This is a genomic window from Pseudoalteromonas sp. S8-8 (assembly GCF_000497875.1).
GTDB lineage: Bacteria > Pseudomonadota > Gammaproteobacteria > Enterobacterales > Alteromonadaceae > Pseudoalteromonas > Pseudoalteromonas arctica.
Genome location: NZ_AUTR01000034.1, coordinates 57,965 through 82,924 on the forward strand (window position 1 = coordinate 57,965; position 24,960 = coordinate 82,924).

The following is a 24,960-nucleotide window of genomic DNA, read 5'->3' on the forward strand; positions in this document are numbered from 1 at the left end:
AATTCAATTACTAAAACCTAATTAAAAGTCAGCGGTAAATGTAACTGCTGCGGTGCGAGGCGCACCAATGTAATAAGTAGCGCCGTTACCGGTACCACCTGCTAAGTAGCTTTTGTCAGTAACGTTATAAACAACAAACGATACGTCAATGGCTTTAAACGGGCCTGCATCTACGTCAGTTGAATAACCTGCATTAAAATCAAGTACGGTGTAGCCGTCTACTTTATTACGCGTGCGAGTGTCTTCGTCTTGCCATGCGCCTAAGCGCTCACCGGTGTATTTAGCCGATAAACCAACACGAAAGCCATCGCTAAAGTAATCGGTAGATACCACAAATAAATCCTCTGATGAATCTATTATGCTGTCGCCTTTTCTAAAGCTTGGTGCTACCTCATTACCACTTTCGTCTTTTAATATTACGCCCTGTGAATCGTATGCATTTGGATCATCGGATGAATACTCAGAACTGCTATTAGTATACGACGAGTACACGCTCCAGCTTGGTGTTAACATATAGCTTGCTGCAAGCTCGAGCCCATTTGAGTCAATGCCTCCTACATTTACGTACGAGCCATTTGTACCAATCGTGTAATCAATGCCGTCTGTGCCACTACCAGGGGCAATAAAGGTAATGCGATTATCAAACTTAACACTGTAAGCCGTTGCTGTAAGGGTTAATCTGTCGGCTTGGTAACGTACACCAAAGTCGATATTGTCGGCAGTTTCTGGCTCTATGTTTGTAAGTGTTGAGCTGTCTCGCTCAAGTACACCGTCTTTTATTGCGGAAAAATTCTCGCTGTAACTGGCAAATAATTCTGTGCTGTTATTTAGCTGATACAATACACCCCCGCTAAATAACACGTCTGAGTCGCTATCTACTTTATCTGATCTTTCGTTAGCAAAGTGGTCGTACTTTTGTAATTCAACTAAATACTGTTTTGCACCAATATTTAATGTTAAGTCACCAAAATTAATCGAGTCTTGTAGGTACCATTTGAATGTATCGGTATCAAAAGTGTTTTTGTATTGTGTCCAGTAAGGCGTGCTATCAAAGTGATGATAAATACGCGCATCAATTACTTTGTGCCAATCACGCGACTCGTCACGCTCGCTTTGCTCATACCAAAAGCCCGCTTCTATATCGTGATCACCAAATGTAGCTTGGTAATTTGCCGTTACACCTAAGCGATCTTTGTTGTAATGCGTATGGCGGTAAGACATAACCGGCGTTGCTGTTGCATCGTAACACGCAGGATTTAAACCAGGACCCGACTCCCATGGCCAGCTCAAACTTTGCGTACAATCGGCATTTGGTGCAAGCGGATTGCCTTCACTATCAGCAAAACCATAAGAGCCTGCATTAGTACCGCCCTCGGTTGTTGGGTCGCCATTTTCATCAACGGGCGTTGTTAAGTAAGGTGGGATCCAATCGCCACGACCTGAATTTTTATGGTAATAAGGGCTGACGGTTAATAATGAAGTTGGCGAAATCGCATATTCAAATTTTAAATAGCCTAAGGTATTTTCACGGAGCGTCCCCCAACCTTCTGCAAACATTTGGTCAAAGTGCGGAACTCCCGTCCAATTCCATGTTAGCTGATCCCAATCGGGTGTTTGTTCAAACTGCTCAAGGCTTACGCTGTTATAGTTTGTCTCGCTTACATCATCGTAAGATAAACGACCAGTAAGTGTTAAGTCGTTAAAATTAGATACAAACTTAAGCTCAGCGTGTTGGTTGTCTTTACCGCCATTACTGCCAGAACCAATCCAGCGGCTTGTATCTGTTTGCGAGTAACTTACGTACGCTTGTGTGTTATCAAAAACAGTGCCTGTTTCGTGTCTAAAGTAATAACGCGTGGCATCGTGGCTGCCTGAGGTATAAGCAAAGGTAGTGCCTTTTTCAAGGCTTGGGTCTTTACTTACAAAGTTAAATGTCCCGCCTAGTGCTTCAAGTGAAGCCGACTTAATATCAGACGTACCTTGACCAACTTCAACCGTTGCCAGGTTTTCGCTATCTAGGTAACGGTTAGCTTTAGCACCACCGCCATAATTAGAGCCACCATTGGGAATGCCATCAACGGTCATACCTAATTGTTGTTGGTTCCCATCAATACTAAAACCACGCATGGTGATTGTAGTAGACCAATCGTCGCCACCAAATGCATCACCTTCATTTATGCTAATACCTGGTAAGTTATCAATAACCGATAATATGCTCGATACCGAACTTTGTTGCTCAAGCATTGCAGGCTCAATAACATTGTTAGCGTAGCTGGTTGGTTTAGCAACCACGGTTACTTCTTCTATGGTGTTGTCGTTAGCATAAGTAGATGTTGATACCGCCATGGCAATTGCCATGCTCAAAAGCGATTTGTTTTTTAAAGCGTACATTGTTGTCCCGTTTGATTTTAATTATGAAATATGAAAACGCAGACAGTATGAATTTTAAATATGACAACGAGGATGAACTTTATTTACATAAAAATTAAACAAATATGGAAGATTTATGGCGGGAATATGTACAAAAAAAGACACCCAAAGGTTTAACTTTGGGTGTCTTAATTATTTTCTAGAACTTATTACAAATAGTAATTTATTTCAATTCAGCTAGCATTTCATCGCTGTATGGTACTAAATCTTCACCGTTTGCAATTTTGCTAATGTAATCTGGGTTTGCAATAAGTGGGCGACCAATAGCGATTAAGTCAAACTTAGCATCGTTAATAGCCTCTTTTGCTGACTCAAAACTATAACTACCTACGCCTACTAATGTACCTTTGTAGCCTGCACGTAAAAATTCAGAGATGCTTTTGCCTTCAAGCGAGTCAAAGCGCATGCTGTCGTCAAAAATACCGCCGTGTAAGTACGCTAATTCTCTGCTTTCAAGTTCTGTTAATAAGTAATCAAATACCGCTTTATCGCGGCTATCTTCGCTCATATTAAAGTAAGCACCCGGTGTTAATCTAAGTGCAGTACGATCACTGCCTACAGCTGCAATAACCGCATCGGTTACTTCTAGTGCAAAACGCGACATATTTTCAGGCGTTTGCCCGTACTCGTCGCTGCGTGTATTTGCAGCGTAATGTAAAAATTGGTCAACTAAATAACCGTTAGCACCGTGAATCTCTACCCCATCAAAACCCGCTTCAATTGCGTTTTCAGCAGCTTTTGCGAAATCAGCAACTAGACTTTTAATATCATCAGTAGTGGCTGCTTTTGGTGTTATGTATGTAAGCTCACGCATACGAGGAACAGAACCTTCAACGCCAATTGCCGATGGAGCAAGTACATCGCCATCAAAAAAGTGAGGGTGTGCAACACGGCCAACATGCCAAAGTTGTGCAAACATTTTGCCGCCATTAGCGTGCACAGCGTCAGTTACTTTTTTCCAACCTTGAATTTGCTCGCTGGTAAATAAACCCGGAGTATTTGGGTAACCTTGTCCGTCTGGACGAATAATAGTTGCTTCGCTAATAATTAAACCGGTTTCGGCACGGCGAGCATAATATTCAACCATATCTTGTGTTGGCACTAAGTTATCATCAGCCATGCATCGTGTTAGTGGCGCCATAAGTACGCGGTTTTTAAGCTCAATCGTGTTATTTAATTTAAACGGAGCAAGTAGATCAGTTGTCATTTTTCAATCCTTCATTAAGTATATGCTTACTACAATGTGGCCTTTTTGCAAACATTCAAGTTTATTTTTGAATGATCGCTCAAATTAGTGAGAAATTATACTGATCAATCTACAAATTAGATCTGCATTGCTGAAATTAAATAGCAACTTTTCAACACTCTGTCATATATCTAAATTATACTTGTGTGCATATAATTTAGATATATTAATATCAATAGTAATTAAGAGTGAGCTAATTATGACAACGCCAAATTTAAGCGAAGAACACGCAGTAATTTTAGGACTTGGAGCAAAAAAACGCCTAGCCTATATGTTCGAAACCGTACAACAGTTCAAGCAAGTATGGATTTTAAACGATGATGATGGCTGCGTTATGCTTGCCAACGAAGATGACGACTGTGTGCCAGTTTGGCCAACTCGTGAATTTGCAGAAGCATGGGCAACTGGCGAATGGGCTGGCTGCAGCGCTAAAGCAATCCCACTTGCTGACTGGTTTAGTCGCTGGACACCGGGTCTTGAGGAAGATGACTTACTTATTGCTGCCTTCCCTACAGAGGAAGATGATGGCACGATATTGTTTTCAGATGAGTTTGAAAAACAATTAAAAGCGCCAAAGCAAAAATATTAAGGCTCAGAGACCAAATACTCAGAGTTCTAAAATTTATAAACGCGGCACTTAATTTAGTAGCCGCGTTTTCATTTGCAATATCTAAAATTCAAATAAGCCTGCGTAATTGCATCTGGATTTTCTACTTGCGGATAATGCCCAAGCTCTACAAACTCTTGTACGCGCGCATTGGGAATAAGCTTTTTATAATGCTCAATCATGTACTTACCAGAGATGGGGTCTTCTGCGCCTGCTATAAACGTAAGTGGTATATTGCTATTTATGATGGCACCAACCCAGCGTTCTCGGTTTTGCTGCCTCTGCTTTATATAACTAATGAGTTTGGGCATTACGGCTAAGCCATCTTTATAAATTAGCAGCTCCCAAAGTGTGTCTACCACTTGTTTTGAAGGCGGTGTACTCTTACCAAAAATAGTAAGTAGATTATTGCCAAATTTTTGTTTATTCATTAATTTTGGCACTATCCAACCTAGCTTTGAAAGTAAAAGCTTTTGTATAAATAATGGTTTGTGCACTTCTGGAAACAGTCCACCATTTAAAAAGCAAACACTATTGATCGTTATGGCACTTTGATTATGTACTTGCCTTGCTAATAACTCTTGAGCCACTGTATCGCCATAGTCATGAGCTAAAATATGTACGTCATTAATATTTAACGTTTTTAAAAATTGAGTATATAAGTCGGCTTGTTCGGTAATTTTATAAGTAGCGTTTATTGGTTTATCTGACAAACCAAAACCTAGCATATCGAGCGTAATTACAAAATAATGTTCACTAAGCGTTTGCCACATACCTTCCCAATCCCAGCTAGCACTTGGAAAGCCATGTATCAAAAGCAGCGCAGGCTTACTTATATCGCCAGCTGTTTTAGTAAAAATTTGATGGCCACTAATTTGAGTAAATTGACCCTGTGATTGCCACTGTTGAAGAGAAAACATATATTAGCTTTATTTTTATTATTTATTTGTTAGTTTTATCATAAAGGTAATTAAAAAAGGAAATAAAACCAATGTATAATTTGCATTGGCTTATTAAACGTCATTTTAAAATTTAATAGTGTAATCTACATAAACTCGGTGGTCGGCTCTGTCGCCTTTAACACCATCAACACTGCCTAACTTTTCGGTTGTATAATCTACAAATAACCAGCGCAAACTTAAGCCTTTTATTTTCTCAACTTTATAGCGCGTATCTACAGCCCAATATTTTTCGTCAGCTGTGCCAGCTAACTTACCCAGCGCAGAGTTTTCAGCATCGCTACCGCTTGTGTAGTAAAACTTTGTTGTTAAACCTGGCGATACTGCTTTTAAATCAATACCAAAACGTGCCTGCCACGTTACCTCGTTTTGATTTGTTAAATCGGCACCAATCAATGAGCGAGTTGGAAATGGGTTTGTACCATGGTCGCCACTGAAATTATCTTCAATCCAAGCATCACTTACTTTAGTAAATGCCGCACCTACACTCCAAATATCTTTTTTCCAATCAGCATCTAAGTAATAGGCAAATCCATCGTTTTCACTTTTAGTTAAACCTGTTAAAGCGCCAGTTGCATCTTCATCATCTAAATCGCCGCCCTCTGCGCCTGTTACAAATAAATCACCATCATCTTGTGAGGTAAATATGCCAGTTGAAAGGGTTAACTTACTTTGCTCAAGTTTAATGTCGTAACTGATTTTTAATCCCATTTTACTTAGATAATTGTGAGAATTTAAATATTCAGCCTCTAATATTAGATTGTCTTTTTTATGCGTAGCACCTACGCCCCAAATTACGTTAATGGCGCCTGTTGCCGATTGATCGGTAGAAAAGTCTTCCCATCTATCATCGTGTCGACGGCTCCATTTGTCGTAAACGTAACCGTATAATTTAGTGTTGCCAATTTTGTAATCACCAAAAACACCTCTAAAAGTATTAGGAATAGCCCGGCTCCCAGAGCTTTTAAGCAACATACTTTTGGTTTTTTGCCCGCCCACTTTAACGTGACCGTTGTTGCCCAATTTAAAATCTAAAAAATATTGACCAAATTTAGAAAAGCTATCGTCAACTCCACCGCTCTCATTACCCGCTGGTAAAATATTACCTGCGGCTGAACCCGTAGAATTAATATCCATCACGGTGTAAGTCGATACACCCACACTCACTAAATCGTTTATATAACCCGATGTGTAATTGAGCTCTATACCTTGAGCAAAAGTTGAATCGTCACTTGCGTCGTTATCGTAGTCACGGTCAAAATAAATTGATCTAAGTTTTATATTAAATTCATCTTGTTCTGTCAGCCCATTAAGAGCGGCATACGAAGGAATAGAAATACATGTTAATACTGCGCCTGTTGCCGCAAGTAATTTAGATACTCGGTGAGCCATAGTTATCTCCGTTACCTTGTTTTTTTTAAGTTTTCACTGTGCAGTGCATAGCAGCGTGTATTTTTTCGACCTACACGGCAAACATGTCATAAGGTAATTACATTTTAAGTAATCACGTTTTCTTTCATGCTAGTAAATATAGAACAATATAAATTTATAATGTTTTAATTTCTATATTATAAAATATTAAGAGTTTGTTTTGTTTCGGATGAATTGTAAAAGTAGGTAAAGATTACCTCTTGCTCACTCGTATCTAAGTCGCTAATTTTATTTAAAAAAACATCATAATATTAATTGAATTTTACTTGATTTAAACTTACCAAAGTAAAGTTATGAGCAAAAACTAAAAGCTATCCGTTGTTTTTTGAGCACCTAATATCTACTAAAAAATCGATTAATATAAAAACCAGCACCTTTAGCTAATACTTTTGTTGTTCGCTATAAAGTAGCAAAGAACATAAAAATTATTATATTTATATACATGTTCGTCTTAACTTGGTGAGTAAAATCAACTTTTTATATTACATCCACTCTAAACCTTTATAAAATATATATATTCTAATTAATAACAAAGTTGTATCCTGAATAATAAGTGCTATATTTATTTCGATGATAAAATAGATATACTGTCAGTATATTAATAATAAAGGATGAGTTAATGTTTTCAGGACGACCGGTTAGTAAAAGGTTATTAATCTCGGTGCTTACTCATGCTATTTTTTTCATCAGTGGTGTTGTATTAACTTACTTTGCCCACGCTGCACATCAAGATGCTGTTAATAACAAAATAAATGAAGCCCTCAACAACCGCCTTTCTTCACTCTCAACAGGCGTTACTAGCAGATTCGACTTGTATAAATATGGGCTATACGGTTTAAAAGGATTTATACACGGCATTGGCGTTAATAATTTAAGCTACCAAACAATTTCTAATTACTCTAACAGTCGTAACTACGCCCAAGAATTCCCTGGAGCAAATGGTATTGGTTTTATAAGAAAAGTGAATGCCGAAAACTTAGCTCAATTCTTAAAAACTGCAAAATCCGATCGACCTAACCAAATATTCAAACTAAATAAACTAGCTAACGAAAGTGATGAGCACTTTATTATTCAGTATATATTTCCTGAGCAAAGTAATTCACGGGCTCTAGGACTCGATATTGCATCGGAAAGTACACGTAAAAAAGCAGCATTAAACTCTGCAATTAATAACCAAGTTCAATTATCAGCGCCTATTACTTTAATCCAAGCGGATAACAAATCGAAACAAGGCTTTTTAATTTTACTACCAGTTTATAAAAATATTATTATTCCAACTGATAAAATCCAGCGTTTAGAGCAATTAATTGGATGGACTTACTCCCCTTTATTAATAAACAATATTTTAGACTCTCTTTCCCAAGCTGATGAAAATAAGTTAGTCATTAGCGACATAAGTAACAACGTTAAAACTGACTTTTTTAGCTACGGCATTAAAAGCAACACGGCTGATTATCAGTTAAATAAAGTAATTAAAGTGATGGGAAGAACATGGGAAATCACACTTAGTGCTTCAGACACATTTATTGAATCACTACACTTACCGAGTAAATATCAAGCTATTGTCAATGGTGTTTTTTATACCCTTATTTGTATGTTTATAACTTTAATAATTCAGCTGTTTTTTTATCGTAGAGCACAAAGAACACAGCGAAGAATTATCAAAGCTAAACAAAATAAGCATATGCTGCAGCAAACAAATTTAAAATTAGAAAAAGAAGTAAAATTACGTACTAAAGAAATTGCCGATATAAGTATGCTTCAACAAAGTATTTTAAACAGTGCCAGTTACTCTATTATTGCGACCGACATAAATGGCTTAATTACTTTGTTTAATCCCGCCTCTGAAAAGTTATTAGGCTATAAAGCGCAAGACGTTATTGGAATTGAAAATCCGGGTATTTTTCATTTAAAAGAAGAAATTATAAAAAAAGCCAAACAGCTTAGTGCAGAGTTAAATGAACCTGTTTTCCCTGGTTTTGAAGTGTTTATCTTAAAAGCAACGGCTACAGAGCCTGATATCAATCAGTGGACATACATTTCTTCTACAGGCGAGCACATACAAGTTAATATAAGTGTCACCTCTTTATTAAATAACGAAAATGAAATTGTTGGCTATTTGGGTGTAGCATACGATTTGACCGAACAAATTAATCACGAACAAGCTCTCGGACATGCTAAAGAATTAGCTGAACAGGCATCACAAGCTAAATCTGAATTTTTAGCAAATATGAGTCACGAAATACGCACACCTATGAACGGCATACTAGGTACATTACAGTTACTGCAAGAGCAGCCATTGAATGAAAAATCAAAAGAGTATTTAAAAAAATCACTTTATTCGACCCGCTCACTCACCACTATTATTAATGATATCCTCGACTTTTCTAAAATTGAAGCTGGGAAGCTTTCATTAGAATATAAATCATTCGACCTTTTTGAACTTATTCACCACTTAGAGTCTGATCTTGGCCTGCAAGCCAGTGATAAAAATATATATCTCAAATTTATAATTAATATTGAGCATAAGTATTGGGTAGGCGACCCCGTTAGACTCAGACAGATATTTTTAAACTTAATATCTAATGCGATTAAGTTTACCTCGCAAGGTGGCGTTACAGTAACGTTTAGGCTAACCGACGAAAACAAAATATGTTGTTGTATATCAGACACCGGAATTGGAATTTCTGAGCAGGCTATAGAGCGATTGTTTGAGCGCTTTGAACAAGCAGAGCAATCAACTACGCGTGAATATGGCGGTACAGGTCTTGGTTTACCTATTACTAAATCATTAATAGGTTTAATGAATGGCGAAATTAAAGTAACAAGCCAATTAGATTCAGGTAGTCAGTTTTATGTGTACTTACCATTAAAACAAGCACAGATTGATGAAAGCACATTAATAACAAAAAATGTTGAGCTTCCTGACCTATCTGGAAAAACTATTTTATTAGCTGAAGATAATAAAATAAATCAGCTTGTTGCATCTGCGATGCTTGAGCCTACAAAAGCCACCATTATTATTGCTAACAATGGTTTAGAAGCAATCTCATTATACGAGTCACACAAGCCAGACATTATTTTTATGGACATTCAAATGCCTAAAATGGATGGTCTTCAGGCATGTAAAAAAATTAAGGCGCTTAATAACGAACAAATTGTTATCGCGTTAACCGCTAATGTTTTTACAGAGCAAAAAGAAATATACAGGCAGTTATTTGATGGTTACGTTTCAAAGCCAATTGAAAAACATGAGCTTGTCGGCATGTTATCAACACTCTATTTAGTTAATAGTTAGTCATTGCGAAGGCATTAAAAAACCCAGTTACTAATACCTTTCGATATTAGTAACTGGGCTCTAAGAATAATGGTGGAGGGAGAGGGATTCGAACCCTCGTTAGGGATAAACCTAAACACACTTTCCAGGCGTGCGCCTTCAGCCACTCAGCCATCCCTCCACAGTGCTGCAATTGTGTAATGCAACAGCGCGCTATAGTATGAAATAGACCCTTAAGGTGCAAGGCATTTTTAAATATGAGCCTTTAAATGCTTACTTATCAAGCAATAGCTTATCTATAGGCACAAAAAACGGCTAAATCTAAGACCTAACCGTTTTAATTTATACTTTTAAAATTACTTAGCCATGCTCGCAGTAAATTCAAGCATGCGATTAAGCGACTTAAGTGCGCCTTCGCGTAAATCCATATCAACGAATACTTCTTTACCTTTAGGGCTTATGAGGGCTTCCTCAATCGCTTTTAAGCCATTCATTGCCATCCAAGGGCAATGTGCGCAACTTTTACATGAAGCGCCCTCACCTGCCGTTGGAGCCGCAAAAAACTCTTTATCTGGACATAGTTGCTGCATTTTATAAAAGATGCCGCGATCGGTTGCTACAATAAACTTTTTATTGTCCATTGTTTGCGCAGCTTTAATTAATTGGCTCGTAGATCCAACCGAATCGGCAAGTGCAACAATTTCTGCTGGTGACTCAGGATGAACTAATACGCCTGCATCTGGGTGTAGCGCCTTCATATCTTTTAGGGCTTTAGTTTTAAATTCGTCATGTACAATACATGCGCCATTCCACATAAGCATATCAGCACCGGTATTTTTTTGAATATAACTACCAAGGTGCTTATCTGGGCCCCAAATGATTTTTTCGCCTTGCTCATCAAGGTGCTCTACTATTTCAAGTGCACATGATGAGGTTACAATCCAATCTGCACGCGCCTTAACTGCGGTAGAGGTGTTTGCATACACAACCACTTTACGGTCAGGGTGCTCATCACAAAACGCTGAGAACTCGTCTATCGGGCAACCAATATCTAGCGAACACGTCGCTTCAAGCGTTGGCATAACAACCGTTTTATTTGGCGTTAAAATTTTGGCTGTTTCACCCATAAATTTCACGCCCGCGACGATGATCATATCTGCATCGTGACGTGCACCAAAACGCGCCATTTCTAGCGAATCGGCAACGCAGCCGCCGGTTTCTTCAGCAAGTGCTTGAATTTCAGGATCGGTATAATAATGTGCAACAAGTACTGCATTTTTATCTTTTAGTAATTGTTTTATACGCGCTTTATATTCGCCTTGCTCGTCATTTGTTAACGGTGCTGGCTTAGGGGGGAAAATATAACCTTCAGGCATAATAGTTTGAGCTAGACTCATGTTCTCGACCACTTATCTACAGTGCATTAATTAGGGCGAATTATACGAGAATATAAACACAAATAACAGCAAACTAGTAAAGCTGTTTATAAAAGTTAGAATAGGAATTTAAAAAAGAATATAAAGGAAAGTATTAGAGAGTGGTGGGTCATGATGGATTTGAACCATCGACCAATTGATTAAAAGTCAACTGCTCTACCAACTGAGCTAATGACCCGCTCTAATATAAATCTGCTTTGTAAAAAGCTGCGTGAATCCGCCGATTAAAAATTTCATAGAATGGTGGGTTATGATGGATTTGAACCATCGACCAATTGATTAAAAGTCAACTGCTCTACCAACTGAGCTAATAACCCGCTCTATGCACTTATTCAATTAAGAATGAAGCTTACGTATATCCGCCGATTGATGCCAAACATTATTCATAAGAATAAAGAATGGTGGGTCATGATGGATTTGAACCATCGACCAATTGATTAAAAGTCAACTGCTCTACCAACTGAGCTAATGACCCGCTCATGCGCTTATTCATTTTGAATAAACTTACGTAAATCCGCCGATTAAAACTACTCATAGAATGGTGGGTTATGATGGATTTGAACCATCGACCAATTGATTAAAAGTCAACTGCTCTACCAACTGAGCTAATAACCCGCTCTATGCACTTATTCAATTATGAATGAAGCTTACGTAAATCCGCCGATTGATGCCAAACACTATTCACAAGGAATAAAGAATGGTGGGTTATGATGGATTTGAACCATCGACCAATTGATTAAAAGTCAACTGCTCTACCAACTGAGCTAATAACCCGCTCTATTGTTGCGTTTAAATGCAACTTACTACTTTACGTAAATCCGTCGATTGGAACCAATCACTATTCAAAGGAATAAAGAATGGTGGGTTATGATGGATTTGAACCATCGACCAATTGATTAAAAGTCAACTGCTCTACCAACTGAGCTAATAACCCGTTCCAGTTGCTAACTTATTTCTAAGTTAAAGCCTGCGTAAATCCGCCGATTGATGCCACACACTATTCACAAGGAATAAAGAATGGTGGGTCATGATGGATTTGAACCATCGACCAATTGATTAAAAGTCAACTGCTCTACCAACTGAGCTAATGACCCGCTCTGACGTTGCGTTTTATAACAACTTAGTATTCTACGTAAATCCGCCGATAAAAGACCATTCAAAGAATGGTGGGTTATGATGGATTTGAACCATCGACCAATTGATTAAAAGTCAACTGCTCTACCAACTGAGCTAATAACCCGCTCTTTTTGTCGCATTTCGAGTGGGGTAACCATTCGTTTGCTGCGGGCGCTTATAATACTTATTTATAAAATGAGTGCAACCGAAATTGTCTCTTTTTTTAAGTTTTTATGTCTAGATGCACAAAATTAAACCGTTTGTGCTCAAACTACATGCAAATCCAAGATTCTTCGAGAGTTTCCATGTAGTTTGCTCGCCCTAACTAGAAATTTAATCGCTAGTGAACTTTAGTTTCCTAAACGATCAGTTGCTAGTTTTGCAGCGGTTGTACTTGGGTATTGATTGATAAGATCGCTCAATATTTTTTGTGCTTGCGCCGCTGAACCTTGATCTTGTAAAAGTGTGCCTAACTTTAGCATTGCATCTGGACGTTTATTAGAATTTGGAAATTCGTTCACAACGACTTTAAAGTGCTCTACTGCTTTTACACCATCATTTTTAATAGTAAGCAACTGCCCTAACCAATAATGCGCATTAGACGCATAGACAGAGTTTGGGTAGGTAGTTAAAAACGTTTGAAATTCAGGAATCGCTTGGTCATAGCGTTTATCTTTCATTATTAACGCAACAGCGCGCTCATAGGCTTCGTTTTCAGATAAGTCACTGCTATAGGTCTGTGCATTGCTTTGTTGCGTGTAATCAGTTGCGGGAGCTGCTGCTGGCTGTGTATAAGCCTGGCTCACGCGGTTTTCAATTTCTTGATACAACTCACGCTGACGCTGCAGTACTTTTTCAAGCTTGTAGCTTTGCTCTTCGGTTACACCTCGAATTTGGCTTACTTCGTCTTGTAACAAGTTAAGCTGTTGCTGTAACTCAACCTGCAAAAAGTTACGCTGTTGCATCATATTCTCAAGCGACGCTAATCGCTTCTCAATACTTGATTGTGAACTCGCAGCTTCTGAAACAGGAGCGGGAGCAGCCATTAACTGGGTGCTCCCGCTCAATATCATGGCTGCCAAAATAATTTTCGGCTTCATAATATCTCTTATCTTAGTAAACTAGTACCGCACGGCGGTTTTTAGCGAAAGCTGATTCAGTGCGAGACTTAACCATTGGCTTCTCTTCACCGTAGCTTACCACTGACATTTGGCTAGCTGAAACACCTAAGCTTAATAAGTATTTTTCAACTGCTTGGCCACGGTGCTCACCTAGTGCAATATTGTACTCTGGAGTACCGCGCTCATCTGCATGGCCTTCAATTAGTACTTTAACTGATGAGTTTTGAACTAAAAACTCAGCATGTGCACGAAGTAAGTCTGCGTACTTGCTTTCAACTGTCGCAGTATCAAAATCAAAGTAGATTACTTGCTCTTGACGAAGTGCTTCGTACTTTTGACGAAGTTGCTCTTCTGCTTGTTGCTCAGGAGAGATTGTAGCTACTTCAACTGTATCAGTGTTAGTTGATTGCTCAACAACGCCTTGATTTGATTGGTTTGCAGCACCTTCATCAATATCTGAAGATGAGCTACAAGCTGCTAATGTCATTACTGGCACAGCAATTAGCAGGCCTTTAAGTATTTTGTTAAGTTGCATTGAGTAGATTCCTATTTTGAGTAAACCAGTAATATTACTGTAAGTATGGCGACCAAGCTGGTGCCTTTACTTGTCCGTCTAGCACAGGTAACCGTGCCTTAAAGCGGCCGTCCATCGATACTAGCGCAAGTACCTGTTTATTATTATGAAGCGTGCTATATATAATCATCGAACCATTTGGCGCTATGCTCGGTGATTCATCTAGGCGTGTTCTCGTTAATACTTGGAACGCGCCTGTAGCCAGCTCTTTCTTAGCAAGATGGTACTGCCCGTTGGTACGGTTAACCATCACTAATTCTTTTCCATCTGGTGTTATTGAACCAGCAAGATTCATATCACCATCAAAGGTGAGTCGTTGTGACCTACCTGTTTTTAAATTTAACTTATAAATCTGAGCATTACCACCCCTTTCAGATGTAAACACAATATCTTGACCATTAGGGTGCCAAGATGGCTCAGTATCTATGCTACGGTGATTTGTTAAGCGTGTTTCTTTACGTGTAGCTAGGTCAAGCATGTAAACTTCTGTTGCACCCGTCTTGTCCTTAGAAAGCACTAACAATAGCTTTTTACCATCTGGCGAAAACTGCGGTGCACCATTAATACCACGGTAGCTTGCTATTATTTCGCGTTTACCTGTGTATATATCTTGAATGTAAATTTGGCTTTGACGGTTTTCAAACGTTACATACGCTAACTTAGTACCATCTGGTGACCACGCTGGCGACATTAAAGGCTCTTTTGAGCGAAGTAATACTTGCTCATTAAATCCGTCATAATCTGCAACAACTAACTGATAAGGCTTAGGGTCATTATCACGTACTATTACATAGGCAATTTTAGTTAAAAATGCGCCTTTTTCACCAGTCAATCTTTCATAAATAACGTCACTGATTCGATGAGAGTAACGGCGAAAACCACTTTCACCAATAACACTTTCACGCGCTTCCAAAATATGATCTTGGCTTTTAACTAGCTTACCATTACTCATCATTTGTGTGTTGCCACCGGTAATTTGGCCGCGGATCACGTCAACTAACTCATAACGCACTAAGTAACGCCCATCAGTTTGCTGCTCAACTTCGCCCACTAATATCGCTTCCACACCTTTATTAACCCAAGATGCGTAATCAATTTCGCTATCTTTGGTTGGCTGTTGTGGCATCTGCGCTACATCTACAGGTTTAAATTTACCACTGCGCATTAAATCGGCAGCAATAACACTGCTTAATTTTTCAGGGATCGGGCCAACACCTTGATACTTAAAAGGTACTATAGCAATGGGCCTTGCACCGTCTACACCCTCAGTTATTACAATTTCAAGTGCTGCATTAGCAACACCCACAAACCCAAACAGTAAAACTAAACAGGCTATTTTTATTTTGTTGAACATATCATTCCTTTAAAATTCTGGCTTGATTGTTAAATTAATATTCTTAAGTTGTTCGAATACGTCTTTATCTTTAGATACCGGTAATGTGTCGGCCATGCGCACTGCTCTTAATGCAGCTTCACATACCAACTTATCGCCACCTAATGATTTAACTTGCGTTACTAAACCATTAAAACCTAAACGAATATTTACTCGGCACTGTTGGTTTTTCATTTTTTCATCAATCAATAAGTTTTGCTGAATACGCGCCATAATTAATGCACGGTACTTATCAACTTCGCTTACCACTTGTTGTTGACGTATTTTACTACGGGCAGCCTGCTCTTTGGCAAGTTGCTCTTGTAACATTTGCTCTTGCATTGCTTGCTGGCGTTTACGTTCTGCCTCGGCTGCACGCTCTTTTGCTTCTTCTTCACGTTTTTTACGTTCAGCTTCTGCTTTTTTAAGTGCGTCTTCTTCGGTTTTACGCTTATCAGCAGCAGCTTTTGCTGCGCTTTCAGCTTCTTGCTTTTGCTTTTCGGCTTGCTTAGCTTTAGCGCGCTCTTTTTGCTCAATGGCACGTGCTTTTTTAGCTTGTGCTTGCGCCTCGGCTGTTTCTTTTTCTTTAGCTTTACGTTCTTGCTCTAGCTTTTTAATATGCCTAGATTCAGATTCGCGTTGCTTACGTGCATTGGCCGCTCTGCGTTCTAAATCGCGGATACGTTTGTCTTCAGCACTTTTTTTATCTTTTTCTTTCTTTTGAAGTTCAGCAATTTTTTGCTCAACTTGTTTTTGATCAACTGTAACGGCTGATACTGCTTTATCTGGCGTAGGTATAGCCGAATTAAGCGTTACTTCCATTACTCTAGGTGCTGGCGGATGAATGTTTGCAGACGCATACAAAAAACCACCAATTCCTAAATGAAGTACTATCGATTTTACTACTGAACTATTCATACAGCTACTTCCCCTCAAAGGATTCAGTCATTAATCCTACTGATGGTACGCCTGCATTTTTCAAAAAATCCATTAGTAATAATACTTCTTGATACGACACCTTACCCGAGCCTTTAATCATGACTGGCACGTCAGGGTTTTTCATTAACTGTAATTTTATAACCGCAGCAACATCAAGTGCTTCCATAGGCTCTTCAGGATCAGTACCTACGCTTACATAATATTTACCCTCTGCATCAATTGAAGCAATAATGGGAGGAGTATCTTTAGTATCAACTAAATCAGACTCTTCCATTTTAGGTAAATCAACTTTTACACCGTGTGTAATAAGCGGTGCTGTTGCCATAAATATAATAAGTAATACCAACATTACATCAATGTAAGGTACTACATTAATTTCTGCGACCGGACGGCGCTTTTTACGCTGATACATTCGCTTGTGCCTCTATTTGTGTAGCTGCTTGACGGTGTAAAATATTAGCAAACTCTTCCATAAAGTTAATATAGTGAGACTCAAGCTTTTCAACACTGTTTGAAAAGCGGTTATAAGCAATAACAGCCGGAATTGCCGCGAATAAACCCATAGCAGTCGCAATAAGTGCCTCTGCTATACCGGGTGCTACCATTTGTAATGTAGCTTGCTTAACTTCACCTAGTGCAATAAAGGCATTCATAATACCCCACACTGTACCAAACAAACCGATGTACGGACTAATAGAACCTACCGTTGCTAAAAACGATAAGCTAGATTCAATTTTTTCAATTTCACGAGAAAGCGCAACACGCATAGAACGATGCGTCCCTTCCATAACAATACTCGCACTTTGAAATGTATTCTTTTTATGACGAGCAAATTCTTTAAAGCCTGAAGTAAATAAAGCTTCAATACCTTGAGACTGACCGCTGCGTGACGATATTTCGTTATACAATTTACTTAGATCAATACCAGACCAAAATTTTTGCTCAAATTTCTTAGCATTTGATAGTGCATCTGATATTGCTTTTTTACGCTGAAATATAATTGTCCACGACATTACAGACATGGCAACTAGCCCTAACATCACTAACTGAACAAGCAAGCTTGCTTCTAAAATTAGGTCTAAAAAATTAAGCCCTGATCCCACGTTAAACTCCTAAGTAATTTCAAAATACGGCAAATTGGTTAATTTGTGTAAATATGACCGTTTATACGGTCAAAAGTTGCATCTAGTGTATCTAGTCCATTTCAAGCTGACAACGGTATTGCTATGAATAGGCAACAAAAAACGTTAAAAAACAGCTTTAGTTGGCATTTTCCTTTGCCTCAGTATTTTATTTAATCTTTTAAATAAACTCGCTAACTATAAATATGCGTAAATATATAAGTAAAACGTCATAAAATGCGCCGTTTATTCAAAATAAGAGCATAAACACTCAAAACCTATAAGCCTCACCTTCACATAACAGTAAAACTAATACCGAGCCACATCAAAAGAAATTACTTAAGCTAGAAATTTCATTAACTTATAAATTTAACGATTAATTAACGCGCAAGATTCAAACAACAATAAAATTCACCGAATTAGTTTTTCTAATCTGAAAATACAAATTTTCTAGTTTGAATAAAAAGGTGATCTTACGTATTATTCTCCCATACCGAACTAGCGCACTGAATGAGATAGTTTCATTAAGCCAAGTTCTTAGTAATAGGATATTTTATCGTATTACATTGTTTTACTCTTTCTGGATAAAACCAAATTCAGTAAAACGTAGTTCCCTGGATTACTTCCTTCAACTTGTTGTTTGCCCGCATTTTTTGCGGGCTTTTTTTTGCCTGCAATTTGGTGCGCTACATACTTTATTTATAAACTAATAATTGCCCTACCTATTTTACAATAAGTAATTCGGTTACTAGTTTGAATGGTACGCAGGATAGCTTCGCGAGTCTTAACGCCCTGTGAATTAACAGTTAACTATAAAGCGTATAAGTATTTTGAAATAACATTTGCAACAGTGTGCTGAGATTTTGGGTAAAATACCAGCCGTATAAATATTTGAAAGAAAGGGATACTAAGTCAATTACCTGCTGCGCAATAAAGCACAGCAAGTAATGTATATGATGAGGCTAGTCTTTTTTAGGAAGTAAACCAAAGTGATGATATGCACTGTCAGACACTATTCGCCCACGCGGAGTACGCTGAATAAACCCTTGCTGAATTAAAAACGGCTCTATTACATCTTCTATTGTTTCACGCTCTTCACCAATAGCTGCAGCTACATTGTCGAGTCCTACTGGGCCGCCCATGAATTTTTCAATTATGGCGAGTAAATATTTGCGATCCATATAATCAAAACCACTTTTATCTACGTCAATCATATCAAGCGCTTGCTTAGCTACTTCGGCGTTTACTGTACCGTCAGATTTTACCTGTGTGTAATCGCGTACACGGCGTAATAAACGGTTTGCAATACGTGGTGTACCACGTGAACGTTGTGCAATTTCGGTTGCGCCGTCGTCACACATTTCTAAACCAAGATAATGTGCAGAGCGCCCTACTATGTGCGACAAATCTTCTACAGAATAAAACTCTAATCGCTGCACAATACCAAAACGGTCACGTAGTGGCGATGTAAGCGATCCTGCTCGGGTGGTTGCACCAATAAGCGTAAATGCAGGTAAGTCTAATTTAATAGAACGCGCAGCTGGGCCTTCACCAATCATTATATCAAGCTGGTAGTCTTCCATTGCTGGATACAGTATTTCTTCAACTTGCGGGCTTAGCCTGTGTATTTCATCAATAAACAGTACATCGCCTTCTTCTAAATTAGTAAGTAACGCAGCTAAATCGCCTGCTTTTTCAAGTACAGGGCCGGATGTTGTTTTAATACTTACGTGTAATTCGTTGGCTACAATATTTGCAAGCGTGGTTTTACCAAGCCCTGGTGGGCCAAATATTAATAAATGATCGAGCGCTTCACCACGGGTTCGGGCAGCTTCAATAAAAATTTCCATTTGCTGCTTAACATGAGGCTGGCCTCTGTAGTCGGCTAAAAGTTTTGGTCTTATTGCACGATCTATAGAGTCTTCATTTGTTTTTTCAGTCGCATCAATTAAGCGATCCGCTTCAATCATGGGTTACTCACAACATTGATTTTAAAGATTCTCTAATAAGAACCTCAGTAGACATATCGGGCTTGCTTATCGATTTTACTGCTTTTTGCGCTTGTGGCAATTTATAACCTAACGCAACCAATGCCGATACGGCATCATCGGCTGCATTATTAGCAATTGTCGCATCGCTCATCGGCTCTATTACCGCGCTGTCACTAAATGGCGTAAATAAATCATTACCCCAATCTTTTAATCTGTCTTTCATTTCGAGTACTAAACGCTCGGCTGTTTTTTTACCTACACCCGGTAATTTAACAAGCGACGTTGAGTCTTCGTTATTTACACAGCTTACAAATTGCTTTGCCGACATGCCCGATAAAATAGCTAAGCCAAGTTTTGGACCAACGCCATTTGCTTTTAATAGCTCTCTAAACAAGGCGCGTTCAACTTTATTATTAAAACCAAATAATAATTGAGCATCTTCACGCACTACAAAGTGGGTGTAAACAATCGCGTTTTCACCAATTTTTGGTAAATCGTAAAAACAGGTCATTGGCATTTGTACTTCGTAACCGACACCACTTACTTCGAGTAATATTTCTGGTGGCTGTTTTTCGACTAAAATACCATTTAAGCGGCCTATCATAGTTATTTCCTTAAACGTCCTCTAACGGTTTTGCTTGCGCTACCCGCTAGTTTAATTAAATTTTGTTCTGAGTGAGCGTGGCAAATCGCAATAGCAAGTGCATCAGCTGCATCGGCCTGTGGCGTACCGGGTAGTTTTAAAATATTTTTTACCATGTGCTGCACTTGTGTTTTATCAGCGCCACCGTTACCTACTACTGCTTGCTTAATTTGCCTAGCTGAATATTCAAATACGGGTAAGTCGGCCATTGCAGCGCCAACAATCGCCGCGCCTCTAGCTTGGCCAAGCTTTAAAGCTGAATCGGGGTTATGCGCCATAAATACTTTTTCAATGGCAAAGGTTTCTGGCGAAAACTGCTCAATAAGCTGTGTAATGCCTTGATAGATCATTTTAAGCCTAACCGGAAAAGGATGATCGGCTAACTTAATACAACCACTGCCTAAGTATGTAAATTTAGAACCTTGGTGGGCAACAACGCCATATCCGGTCAAACGTGAACCAGGATCGATCCCTAAAATGATGGCCAAACAGCGCTCCATTGTTATTATTTTTAAATTACGCTAATAATGCCAGAGCACTGTATAAATTACCAGTACAAAGAAAAACAAAAATGCCCACGTATTAGGTGGGCATTTGCAGGAGCGTGTTAGTTTAAACTTACCCTAGGGCACGCACTAATCCTTGGGTGTTTTGTTTAAGTGTTCGGGCAATCATTAAATAGCCTAAACCAGCCACAAATACACCGCCAGCTACCGGACCAATAATCCATATATGCGGATGTAACTTACCTGCTAAATCAAACATTTGCTGCTGCACAATTAAAAGCGCTATATCACTAAAAAATGCAGCCACTAAGCCAGCTAAACCGCCGAGTAATAAAAACTCGTACAAGGTCGCGTTTTTAATCAATCGGCTTTTAGCGCCAAGTGTTCGCAGTATTACAATTTCTTGCATACGCTCACCTAAACTAGCTTGCACTTGCGATATAAGTACAAGCGCGCCACACAGCACAACAATGGCAAGTACAAAGCCAATGGCGAGTGATACTTGCGAAATAGTTGTTTGTATTTGCTTAACAAAGTTGTCAATATCAATCGCTGTAATAGTAGGGTAAGTACGCAATAACTGGCTAAAGTCACGCTTTTGATCTGGGTTTATACGTACCGACGAAATATACGTCGCCGGAAAATCTGCAAGTACATCTGGGCTTAAAATAATAAAAAAGTTAGGTTTAAGCGTGGCCCAATTAACTTTGCGCACACTGGTAATTTTAGCGTCGAACGATTGCGAACCAATTAAAAATGTAAGCGTATCGCCTATCTCAACATCTAAACGCTCAAGCATCGACTCCTCTACTGAGGCTTCAGCCATCGCATTTTCACCAAACCACGTGCCTTGTGTTACTTCATTTTGGTCAGGCACATCTTTAAGCCATGTAAGGTTTAGCTCGCGGCCAATACCTGCACGTGCTTCTTCGTCTTTTTTCTCGTTGTCTTGCAGCGATACAGAACGTGCTACCAACTCGCCGTTTACCGCATTTACGCGTCCACGAATAGTGGGATAAAACTCTGATACCTGAATATCTTTTTGAGCTAAATACTCATTAATTGGCTCAAGCTCATTTTGCGTAATATTAACTAAAAACGCATTAGGCGCATCGGCAGGAAGTTGCGATTGCCAATCAGATATCATGTCGTTTTTAAGTACCACTAAAAACAGCAGTAATTTAATCGCTAATGAAAAACTAATTAACTGTACCGCGTTCACATTTGCACGCTTTTGAATAGATGCAATTGCAAGCGACCAACTGTTACCTGGCTTAAGCCCTAATTTTCGACCGCCACCAAATATTAATTTAGATATCAAAAACAACACACCAATTAGCGCAAGTGTTGATATAAACAAAATAAGCGTTATTTTTATGTTGTTACTGAATAACCACATTAATAAAAACACGGTTAGCGCACTCATTCCTAAATGCACACGACTAACTGCCAATTTGTCACCTAAGTTACGGCGCAGCACTCTAAGCGGTGGAATATCAAATAAATCAAATAACGGTTTAATAGAAAACATAACGGCACAAATTACGCCAGTGCTTATAGCCACCAGCCAAGGTTTAAAGCCACCTAAAGGTAGCTCTGTGCCCATACTTTTTGATAAGTAACTTGTTGCTATTTCTTGCAAGCCATAACCAATTAACAGCCCAATACTTACCGCCATTGCACATACAAGCAATAAATGGAGCATGTATATTTTGCGGATCATTGAGCGGCTACCGCCTAGCGTTTTCATCATCGCTACTGGATCGTATTGGCGTTCACAATAACGTTTTGCTGAAACGGCTATAGCCACTGCGGCTAAAATAATACCTAATAGGCCGGCAAGTAATAAAAAGCTCTCTGCACGGTTTAAACTATTTGAAATAGGTGATTGACGGTCTTTAACGCCGTACCATTGTTGGTTTTCTTTCATTTGTGGTTTAAGCCACTCGTAAAAGCTATTTATATCGGCCTCACTACCTGCATAAAGTTGGCGATAATAAACACGACTACCTGGCTGCACAACTTCGGTTTTTGCCACATCGTCAATATTAATAAGCACACGACGGCTGCTCGAAAATACATTAAATGGCGCGTCAGGCTCTTCTACAATAACTTTTGAAACATTAAATAATGCAGCGCCAAGCTCTACTTGCGCGCCTATATCAATATTTAAACTGTAAAATACTGATTCACTTAGCCACACATTACCAGGCGTTGGTCCGCTATTAGCAACCTTAGTTTCACCTGTTAAGGTATCTTTAACTTTTAACTGCCCTTTTAACGGGTACGCATTAGATGCCGCTTTTACTGAGCTAAACTGCATTTCATCATCGGCAAACAACATAGTGTCGAAGTACACCATTTGCGCCGTTTTTAAATTTTGGCTCTGTGCTTTAGTAATAAAAGCAGTGTCGAGAACATGATCGCTTGCAAGTACACGGTCTGCTGCAATAAAAGCACTGCTTTTTTGCGCAATACTTTGCCCTATTCGCTCAGTAACCATAGACAGTGTAAGCACGGTTAAAACAGCAAGGGCGATAGCTGCGCTTATAACTGTTAGCTCACCACGGCGAAATTCTCGCGAAAATAACTTAAGCGCTAACTTAACCCACATTAGCAACGTCCTCTACTTGGCTTTTTACCAGTAAGCCCGCTTCTATTTGAATAATGTGCTCACATTTTTGTGCAAGCCCTTCATCGTGAGTCACCAAAATAAGCGTAGTGCCGTGTTGCGTGTTTAAATCAAATAATAACGACTCAATCATTTTACCGTTTTTGCTGTCTAAATTAGCCGAAGGCTCATCAGCAAACAATATTTTAGGCGTACCAATAAATGCTCGCGCAATAGCAACACGTTGCTGTTCACCGCCAGAGAGTTGCGACGGGTAATGATCAATTCGATGGCTCAAGCCTACTTTTTCAAGCAAAGCAATTGCTTGCTCTTTTGCATCACTTTCGCCAGCAAGTTCTGCTGGTAGCATAACGTTTTCTAGTGCAGTTAAGCTTTGTACTAACATGAACGATTGAAACACAAATCCAATTTTAGCCGCGCGCAGTGCAGCACGCTCTTCTTCATCTAAATTGTGTAATGGCTCGCCATCTAAAAATATTTCGCCGCTGCTTGCGGTATCCAGCCCTGCTAATAAACTGAGTAACGTTGATTTACCAGAGCCCGACGTACCAACAATAGCAACAGACTCGCCATGCTTGACATTAAAGCTGATGTCGCTGAGGATGGGCAGCTCACCTTCAAAGGTAGAGACTACTTTAGACAAACCATTAACCTGAATTATATTTAATTGAGAAAGCGCTGACATATGACTCATTCAATCCTTCGTTTAGTATTCATTTTATTTTTAGTTATCAAACCGCTGAGCGCAGCAGCCGACAACACGATTTTAATACTCGGTGACAGTTTAAGCGCAGCCTACGGACTTCAACAAGAAGAAGGCTGGGTAAAATTGTTACAAGATAAATACGATGACGAACAAGCCGACATTGAACTTATCAACGCCAGTATTAGTGGCGAAACATCTGGTGGAGCCCTACGCCGTTTAGATACATTGCTTGAGCAATACGAACCCACTCATGTACTTATTGAGCTAGGTGCTAATGACGGTTTACGTGGTTTTCCTGTCAAAAAAATGCAAACTAACTTAACGTCTCTTATTCAAAAAAGCCAAGCAGCTAATGCGATGACCGCCTTAATGGAGATTTACATTCCCCCTAATTACGGCCCGCGTTACAGTAAAATGTTTACAGACACTTTCTCGCGCGTTAGCGAAGAGACAAATGCGCATTTAATGAACTTTTTTATGCTCGATGTTGCTGGTCAACCTGAGCTAATGCAAAACGATAGTTTACACCCTAACAAAAAAGCTCAGCCATTAATACGCGATGAGATGTATGACTCGATCAAAAAGTGGTTAAATAAAGACTAGCCAATTAATATACCGCAAGAGTGTCTTTTTAGGTCTCTTGCGTAATAAACACCCAAACAAACAATCGCTTATTGATTTTTAAAAAAATACACGTACTATTGCATACAAATCGGTATGTGGCGCAGCTTGGTAGCGCACTGTCATGGGGTGGCAGGGGTCGAGAGTTCGAATCTCTCCATACCGACCATTCATTCCCCTTTAATATCTTGCACTTACATAAAATCCAAAGCCAACTTCTAAAAATCCATTT

The 24,960-nt window shown here is 39.1% G+C and carries 19 protein-coding genes and 10 tRNA genes; 4 read left to right on the forward strand and 25 right to left on the reverse strand.

Annotation, left to right across the window (positions count from 1 at the left end; translation table 11 throughout):
* Nucleotides 1–21: 21 nt before the first annotated feature.
* Nucleotides 22–2,391 carry a TonB-dependent receptor domain-containing protein gene (locus tag L659_RS0110215; protein ID WP_024590474.1) on the reverse strand — a complete coding sequence of 790 codons (2,370 nt, stop codon included), beginning with the start codon at nt 2,389–2,391 and terminating at the stop codon, nt 22–24.
* Between the two features lie 202 nt (nt 2,392–2,593).
* Nucleotides 2,594–3,637, reverse strand: a complete 1,044-nt coding sequence (locus L659_RS0110220) for an alkene reductase (protein ID WP_024590475.1) — start codon at nt 3,635–3,637, stop codon at nt 2,594–2,596.
* A 238-nt stretch (nt 3,638–3,875) separates the two neighbouring features.
* Here L659_RS0110220 and L659_RS0110225 point away from each other — a divergent pair, with 238 nt between their 5' ends.
* Nucleotides 3,876–4,265, forward strand: coding sequence for a DUF2750 domain-containing protein (locus tag L659_RS0110225; RefSeq protein WP_007585609.1), 390 nt, complete (start codon nt 3,876–3,878; stop codon nt 4,263–4,265).
* 68 nt (nt 4,266–4,333) lie between these two features.
* On the opposite strand, the gene L659_RS0110230 is transcribed toward L659_RS0110225, so the two are convergent.
* Both L659_RS0110230 and L659_RS0110235 read right to left on the reverse strand, forming a co-directional pair.
* Entirely contained in the window at nt 4,334–5,203 is an 870-nt protein-coding gene (locus tag L659_RS0110230) for an alpha/beta fold hydrolase (RefSeq protein WP_024590476.1), read from the reverse strand.
* A 105-nt stretch (nt 5,204–5,308) separates the two neighbouring features.
* A complete protein-coding gene (locus L659_RS0110235) occupies nt 5,309–6,634 on the reverse strand; it encodes an OprD family outer membrane porin (RefSeq protein ID WP_024590477.1) in 1,326 nt (441 codons plus the stop codon).
* Nucleotides 6,635–7,292: 658 nt separating this feature from the next.
* On the opposite strand from L659_RS0110235, the gene L659_RS0110240 reads away from it, so the two are divergent.
* A complete protein-coding gene (locus L659_RS0110240) occupies nt 7,293–9,971 on the forward strand; it encodes a CHASE domain-containing protein (RefSeq protein ID WP_024590478.1) in 2,679 nt (892 codons plus the stop codon).
* Between the two features lie 70 nt (nt 9,972–10,041).
* Here L659_RS0110240 and L659_RS0110245 read toward each other — a convergent pair.
* From L659_RS0110245 to L659_RS0110345, 21 genes are all read right to left on the reverse strand, one after another.
* Nucleotides 10,042–10,131 (reverse strand) — tRNA-Ser (locus tag L659_RS0110245).
* Between the two features lie 175 nt (nt 10,132–10,306).
* Nucleotides 10,307–11,347 carry a quinolinate synthase NadA gene (gene nadA, locus L659_RS0110250; RefSeq protein ID WP_007580396.1) on the reverse strand — a complete coding sequence of 347 codons (1,041 nt, stop codon included), beginning with the start codon at nt 11,345–11,347 and terminating at the stop codon, nt 10,307–10,309.
* 141 nt (nt 11,348–11,488) lie between these two features.
* Nucleotides 11,489–11,564: transfer RNA gene (locus L659_RS0110255), tRNA-Lys, on the reverse strand.
* Nucleotides 11,565–11,627: 63 nt separating this feature from the next.
* Nucleotides 11,628–11,703 (reverse strand) — tRNA-Lys (locus L659_RS0110260).
* A gap of 82 nt (nt 11,704–11,785) precedes the next feature.
* Nucleotides 11,786–11,861, reverse strand: a tRNA-Lys gene (locus L659_RS0110265).
* 64 nt (nt 11,862–11,925) lie between these two features.
* A tRNA-Lys gene (locus L659_RS0110270) sits at nt 11,926–12,001 on the reverse strand.
* 83 nt (nt 12,002–12,084) lie between these two features.
* A tRNA-Lys gene (locus L659_RS0110275) sits at nt 12,085–12,160 on the reverse strand.
* 84 nt (nt 12,161–12,244) lie between these two features.
* Nucleotides 12,245–12,320, reverse strand: a tRNA-Lys gene (locus tag L659_RS0110280).
* An 84-nt stretch (nt 12,321–12,404) separates the two neighbouring features.
* A tRNA-Lys gene (locus L659_RS0110285) sits at nt 12,405–12,480 on the reverse strand.
* A 70-nt stretch (nt 12,481–12,550) separates the two neighbouring features.
* A tRNA-Lys gene (locus L659_RS0110290) sits at nt 12,551–12,626 on the reverse strand.
* Between the two features lie 226 nt (nt 12,627–12,852).
* The gene (ybgF, locus tag L659_RS0110295; RefSeq protein WP_024590479.1) at nt 12,853–13,602 is read right to left on the reverse strand and encodes a tol-pal system protein YbgF; all 750 of its coding nucleotides are present in this window, start codon (nt 13,600–13,602) and stop codon (nt 12,853–12,855) included.
* A gap of 13 nt (nt 13,603–13,615) precedes the next feature.
* A complete protein-coding gene (gene pal, locus L659_RS0110300; RefSeq protein ID WP_024590480.1) occupies nt 13,616–14,158 on the reverse strand; it encodes a peptidoglycan-associated lipoprotein Pal in 543 nt (180 codons plus the stop codon).
* 34 nt (nt 14,159–14,192) lie between these two features.
* The gene (gene tolB, locus L659_RS0110305) at nt 14,193–15,551 is read right to left on the reverse strand and encodes a Tol-Pal system beta propeller repeat protein TolB (RefSeq protein ID WP_024590481.1); all 1,359 of its coding nucleotides are present in this window, start codon (nt 15,549–15,551) and stop codon (nt 14,193–14,195) included.
* A gap of 9 nt (nt 15,552–15,560) precedes the next feature.
* Nucleotides 15,561–16,487 carry a cell envelope integrity protein TolA gene (gene tolA / locus L659_RS0110310; RefSeq protein ID WP_024590482.1) on the reverse strand — a complete coding sequence of 309 codons (927 nt, stop codon included), beginning with the start codon at nt 16,485–16,487 and terminating at the stop codon, nt 15,561–15,563.
* Between the two features lie 4 nt (nt 16,488–16,491).
* Nucleotides 16,492–16,920: a protein TolR gene (gene tolR, locus L659_RS0110315; protein WP_007580386.1), complete on the reverse strand. Its 429-nt coding sequence runs from the start codon at nt 16,918–16,920 to the stop codon at nt 16,492–16,494.
* A complete protein-coding gene (gene tolQ, locus L659_RS0110320) occupies nt 16,907–17,611 on the reverse strand; it encodes a protein TolQ (RefSeq protein ID WP_007580384.1) in 705 nt (234 codons plus the stop codon). The genes tolR and tolQ overlap by 14 nt, the downstream gene beginning before the upstream one ends.
* Before the next feature lie 980 nt (nt 17,612–18,591).
* Nucleotides 18,592–19,599, reverse strand: coding sequence for a Holliday junction branch migration DNA helicase RuvB (gene ruvB, locus L659_RS0110325; RefSeq protein WP_007580382.1), 1,008 nt, complete (start codon nt 19,597–19,599; stop codon nt 18,592–18,594).
* A gap of 7 nt (nt 19,600–19,606) precedes the next feature.
* Complete coding sequence (gene ruvA, locus L659_RS0110330; protein ID WP_024590483.1) at nt 19,607–20,224, reverse strand: Holliday junction branch migration protein RuvA; 618 nt, start codon at nt 20,222–20,224, stop codon at nt 19,607–19,609.
* A gap of 2 nt (nt 20,225–20,226) precedes the next feature.
* A complete protein-coding gene (gene ruvC / locus L659_RS0110335; RefSeq protein WP_002960649.1) occupies nt 20,227–20,751 on the reverse strand; it encodes a crossover junction endodeoxyribonuclease RuvC in 525 nt (174 codons plus the stop codon).
* A 130-nt stretch (nt 20,752–20,881) separates the two neighbouring features.
* Nucleotides 20,882–23,383, reverse strand: coding sequence for an ABC transporter permease (locus tag L659_RS0110340; protein ID WP_024590484.1), 2,502 nt, complete (start codon nt 23,381–23,383; stop codon nt 20,882–20,884).
* Nucleotides 23,373–24,086 (reverse strand): ABC transporter ATP-binding protein, encoded by a 714-nt coding sequence (locus tag L659_RS0110345; protein ID WP_008137049.1) that lies wholly within the window; start codon nt 24,084–24,086, stop codon nt 23,373–23,375. Before L659_RS0110345 ends, L659_RS0110340 begins: the two co-directional genes overlap by 11 nt.
* Here L659_RS0110345 and L659_RS0110350 point away from each other — a divergent pair, their 5' ends adjacent.
* On the forward strand, nt 24,087–24,710 hold the full coding sequence (locus L659_RS0110350) for an arylesterase (protein ID WP_024590485.1): 624 nt from the start codon (nt 24,087–24,089) through the stop codon (nt 24,708–24,710).
* Nucleotides 24,711–24,820: 110 nt separating this feature from the next.
* Nucleotides 24,821–24,897: transfer RNA gene (locus L659_RS0110355), tRNA-Pro, on the forward strand.
* Nucleotides 24,898–24,960: the final 63 nt, after the last annotated feature.

Bases quoted from the DNA above. Each gene is read 5' to 3' on its own strand.
- L659_RS0110215 (WP_024590474.1), bottom strand. From the start codon at position 2,391: ATGTACGCTTTAAAAAACAAATCGCTTTTGAGCATGGCAATTGCCATG.
- L659_RS0110220 (WP_024590475.1), bottom strand. From the start codon at position 3,637: ATGACAACTGATCTACTTGCTCCGTTTAAATTAAATAACACGATTGAG.
- L659_RS0110225 (WP_007585609.1), top strand. From the start codon at position 3,876: ATGACAACGCCAAATTTAAGCGAAGAACACGCAGTAATTTTAGGACTT.
- L659_RS0110230 (WP_024590476.1), bottom strand. From the start codon at position 5,203: ATGTTTTCTCTTCAACAGTGGCAATCACAGGGTCAATTTACTCAAATT.
- L659_RS0110235 (WP_024590477.1), bottom strand. From the start codon at position 6,634: ATGGCTCACCGAGTATCTAAATTACTTGCGGCAACAGGCGCAGTATTA.
- L659_RS0110240 (WP_024590478.1), top strand. From the start codon at position 7,293: ATGTTTTCAGGACGACCGGTTAGTAAAAGGTTATTAATCTCGGTGCTT.
- nadA (WP_007580396.1), bottom strand. From the start codon at position 11,347: ATGAGTCTAGCTCAAACTATTATGCCTGAAGGTTATATTTTCCCCCCT.
- ybgF (WP_024590479.1), bottom strand. From the start codon at position 13,602: ATGAAGCCGAAAATTATTTTGGCAGCCATGATATTGAGCGGGAGCACC.
- pal (WP_024590480.1), bottom strand. From the start codon at position 14,158: ATGCAACTTAACAAAATACTTAAAGGCCTGCTAATTGCTGTGCCAGTA.
- tolB (WP_024590481.1), bottom strand. From the start codon at position 15,551: ATGTTCAACAAAATAAAAATAGCCTGTTTAGTTTTACTGTTTGGGTTT.
- tolA (WP_024590482.1), bottom strand. From the start codon at position 16,487: ATGAATAGTTCAGTAGTAAAATCGATAGTACTTCATTTAGGAATTGGT.
- tolR (WP_007580386.1), bottom strand. From the start codon at position 16,920: ATGTATCAGCGTAAAAAGCGCCGTCCGGTCGCAGAAATTAATGTAGTA.
- ruvB (WP_007580382.1), bottom strand. From the start codon at position 19,599: ATGATTGAAGCGGATCGCTTAATTGATGCGACTGAAAAAACAAATGAA.
- ruvA (WP_024590483.1), bottom strand. From the start codon at position 20,224: ATGATAGGCCGCTTAAATGGTATTTTAGTCGAAAAACAGCCACCAGAA.
- L659_RS0110340 (WP_024590484.1), bottom strand. From the start codon at position 23,383: ATGTGGGTTAAGTTAGCGCTTAAGTTATTTTCGCGAGAATTTCGCCGT.
- L659_RS0110345 (WP_008137049.1), bottom strand. From the start codon at position 24,086: ATGTCAGCGCTTTCTCAATTAAATATAATTCAGGTTAATGGTTTGTCT.
- L659_RS0110350 (WP_024590485.1), top strand. From the start codon at position 24,087: ATGACTCATTCAATCCTTCGTTTAGTATTCATTTTATTTTTAGTTATC.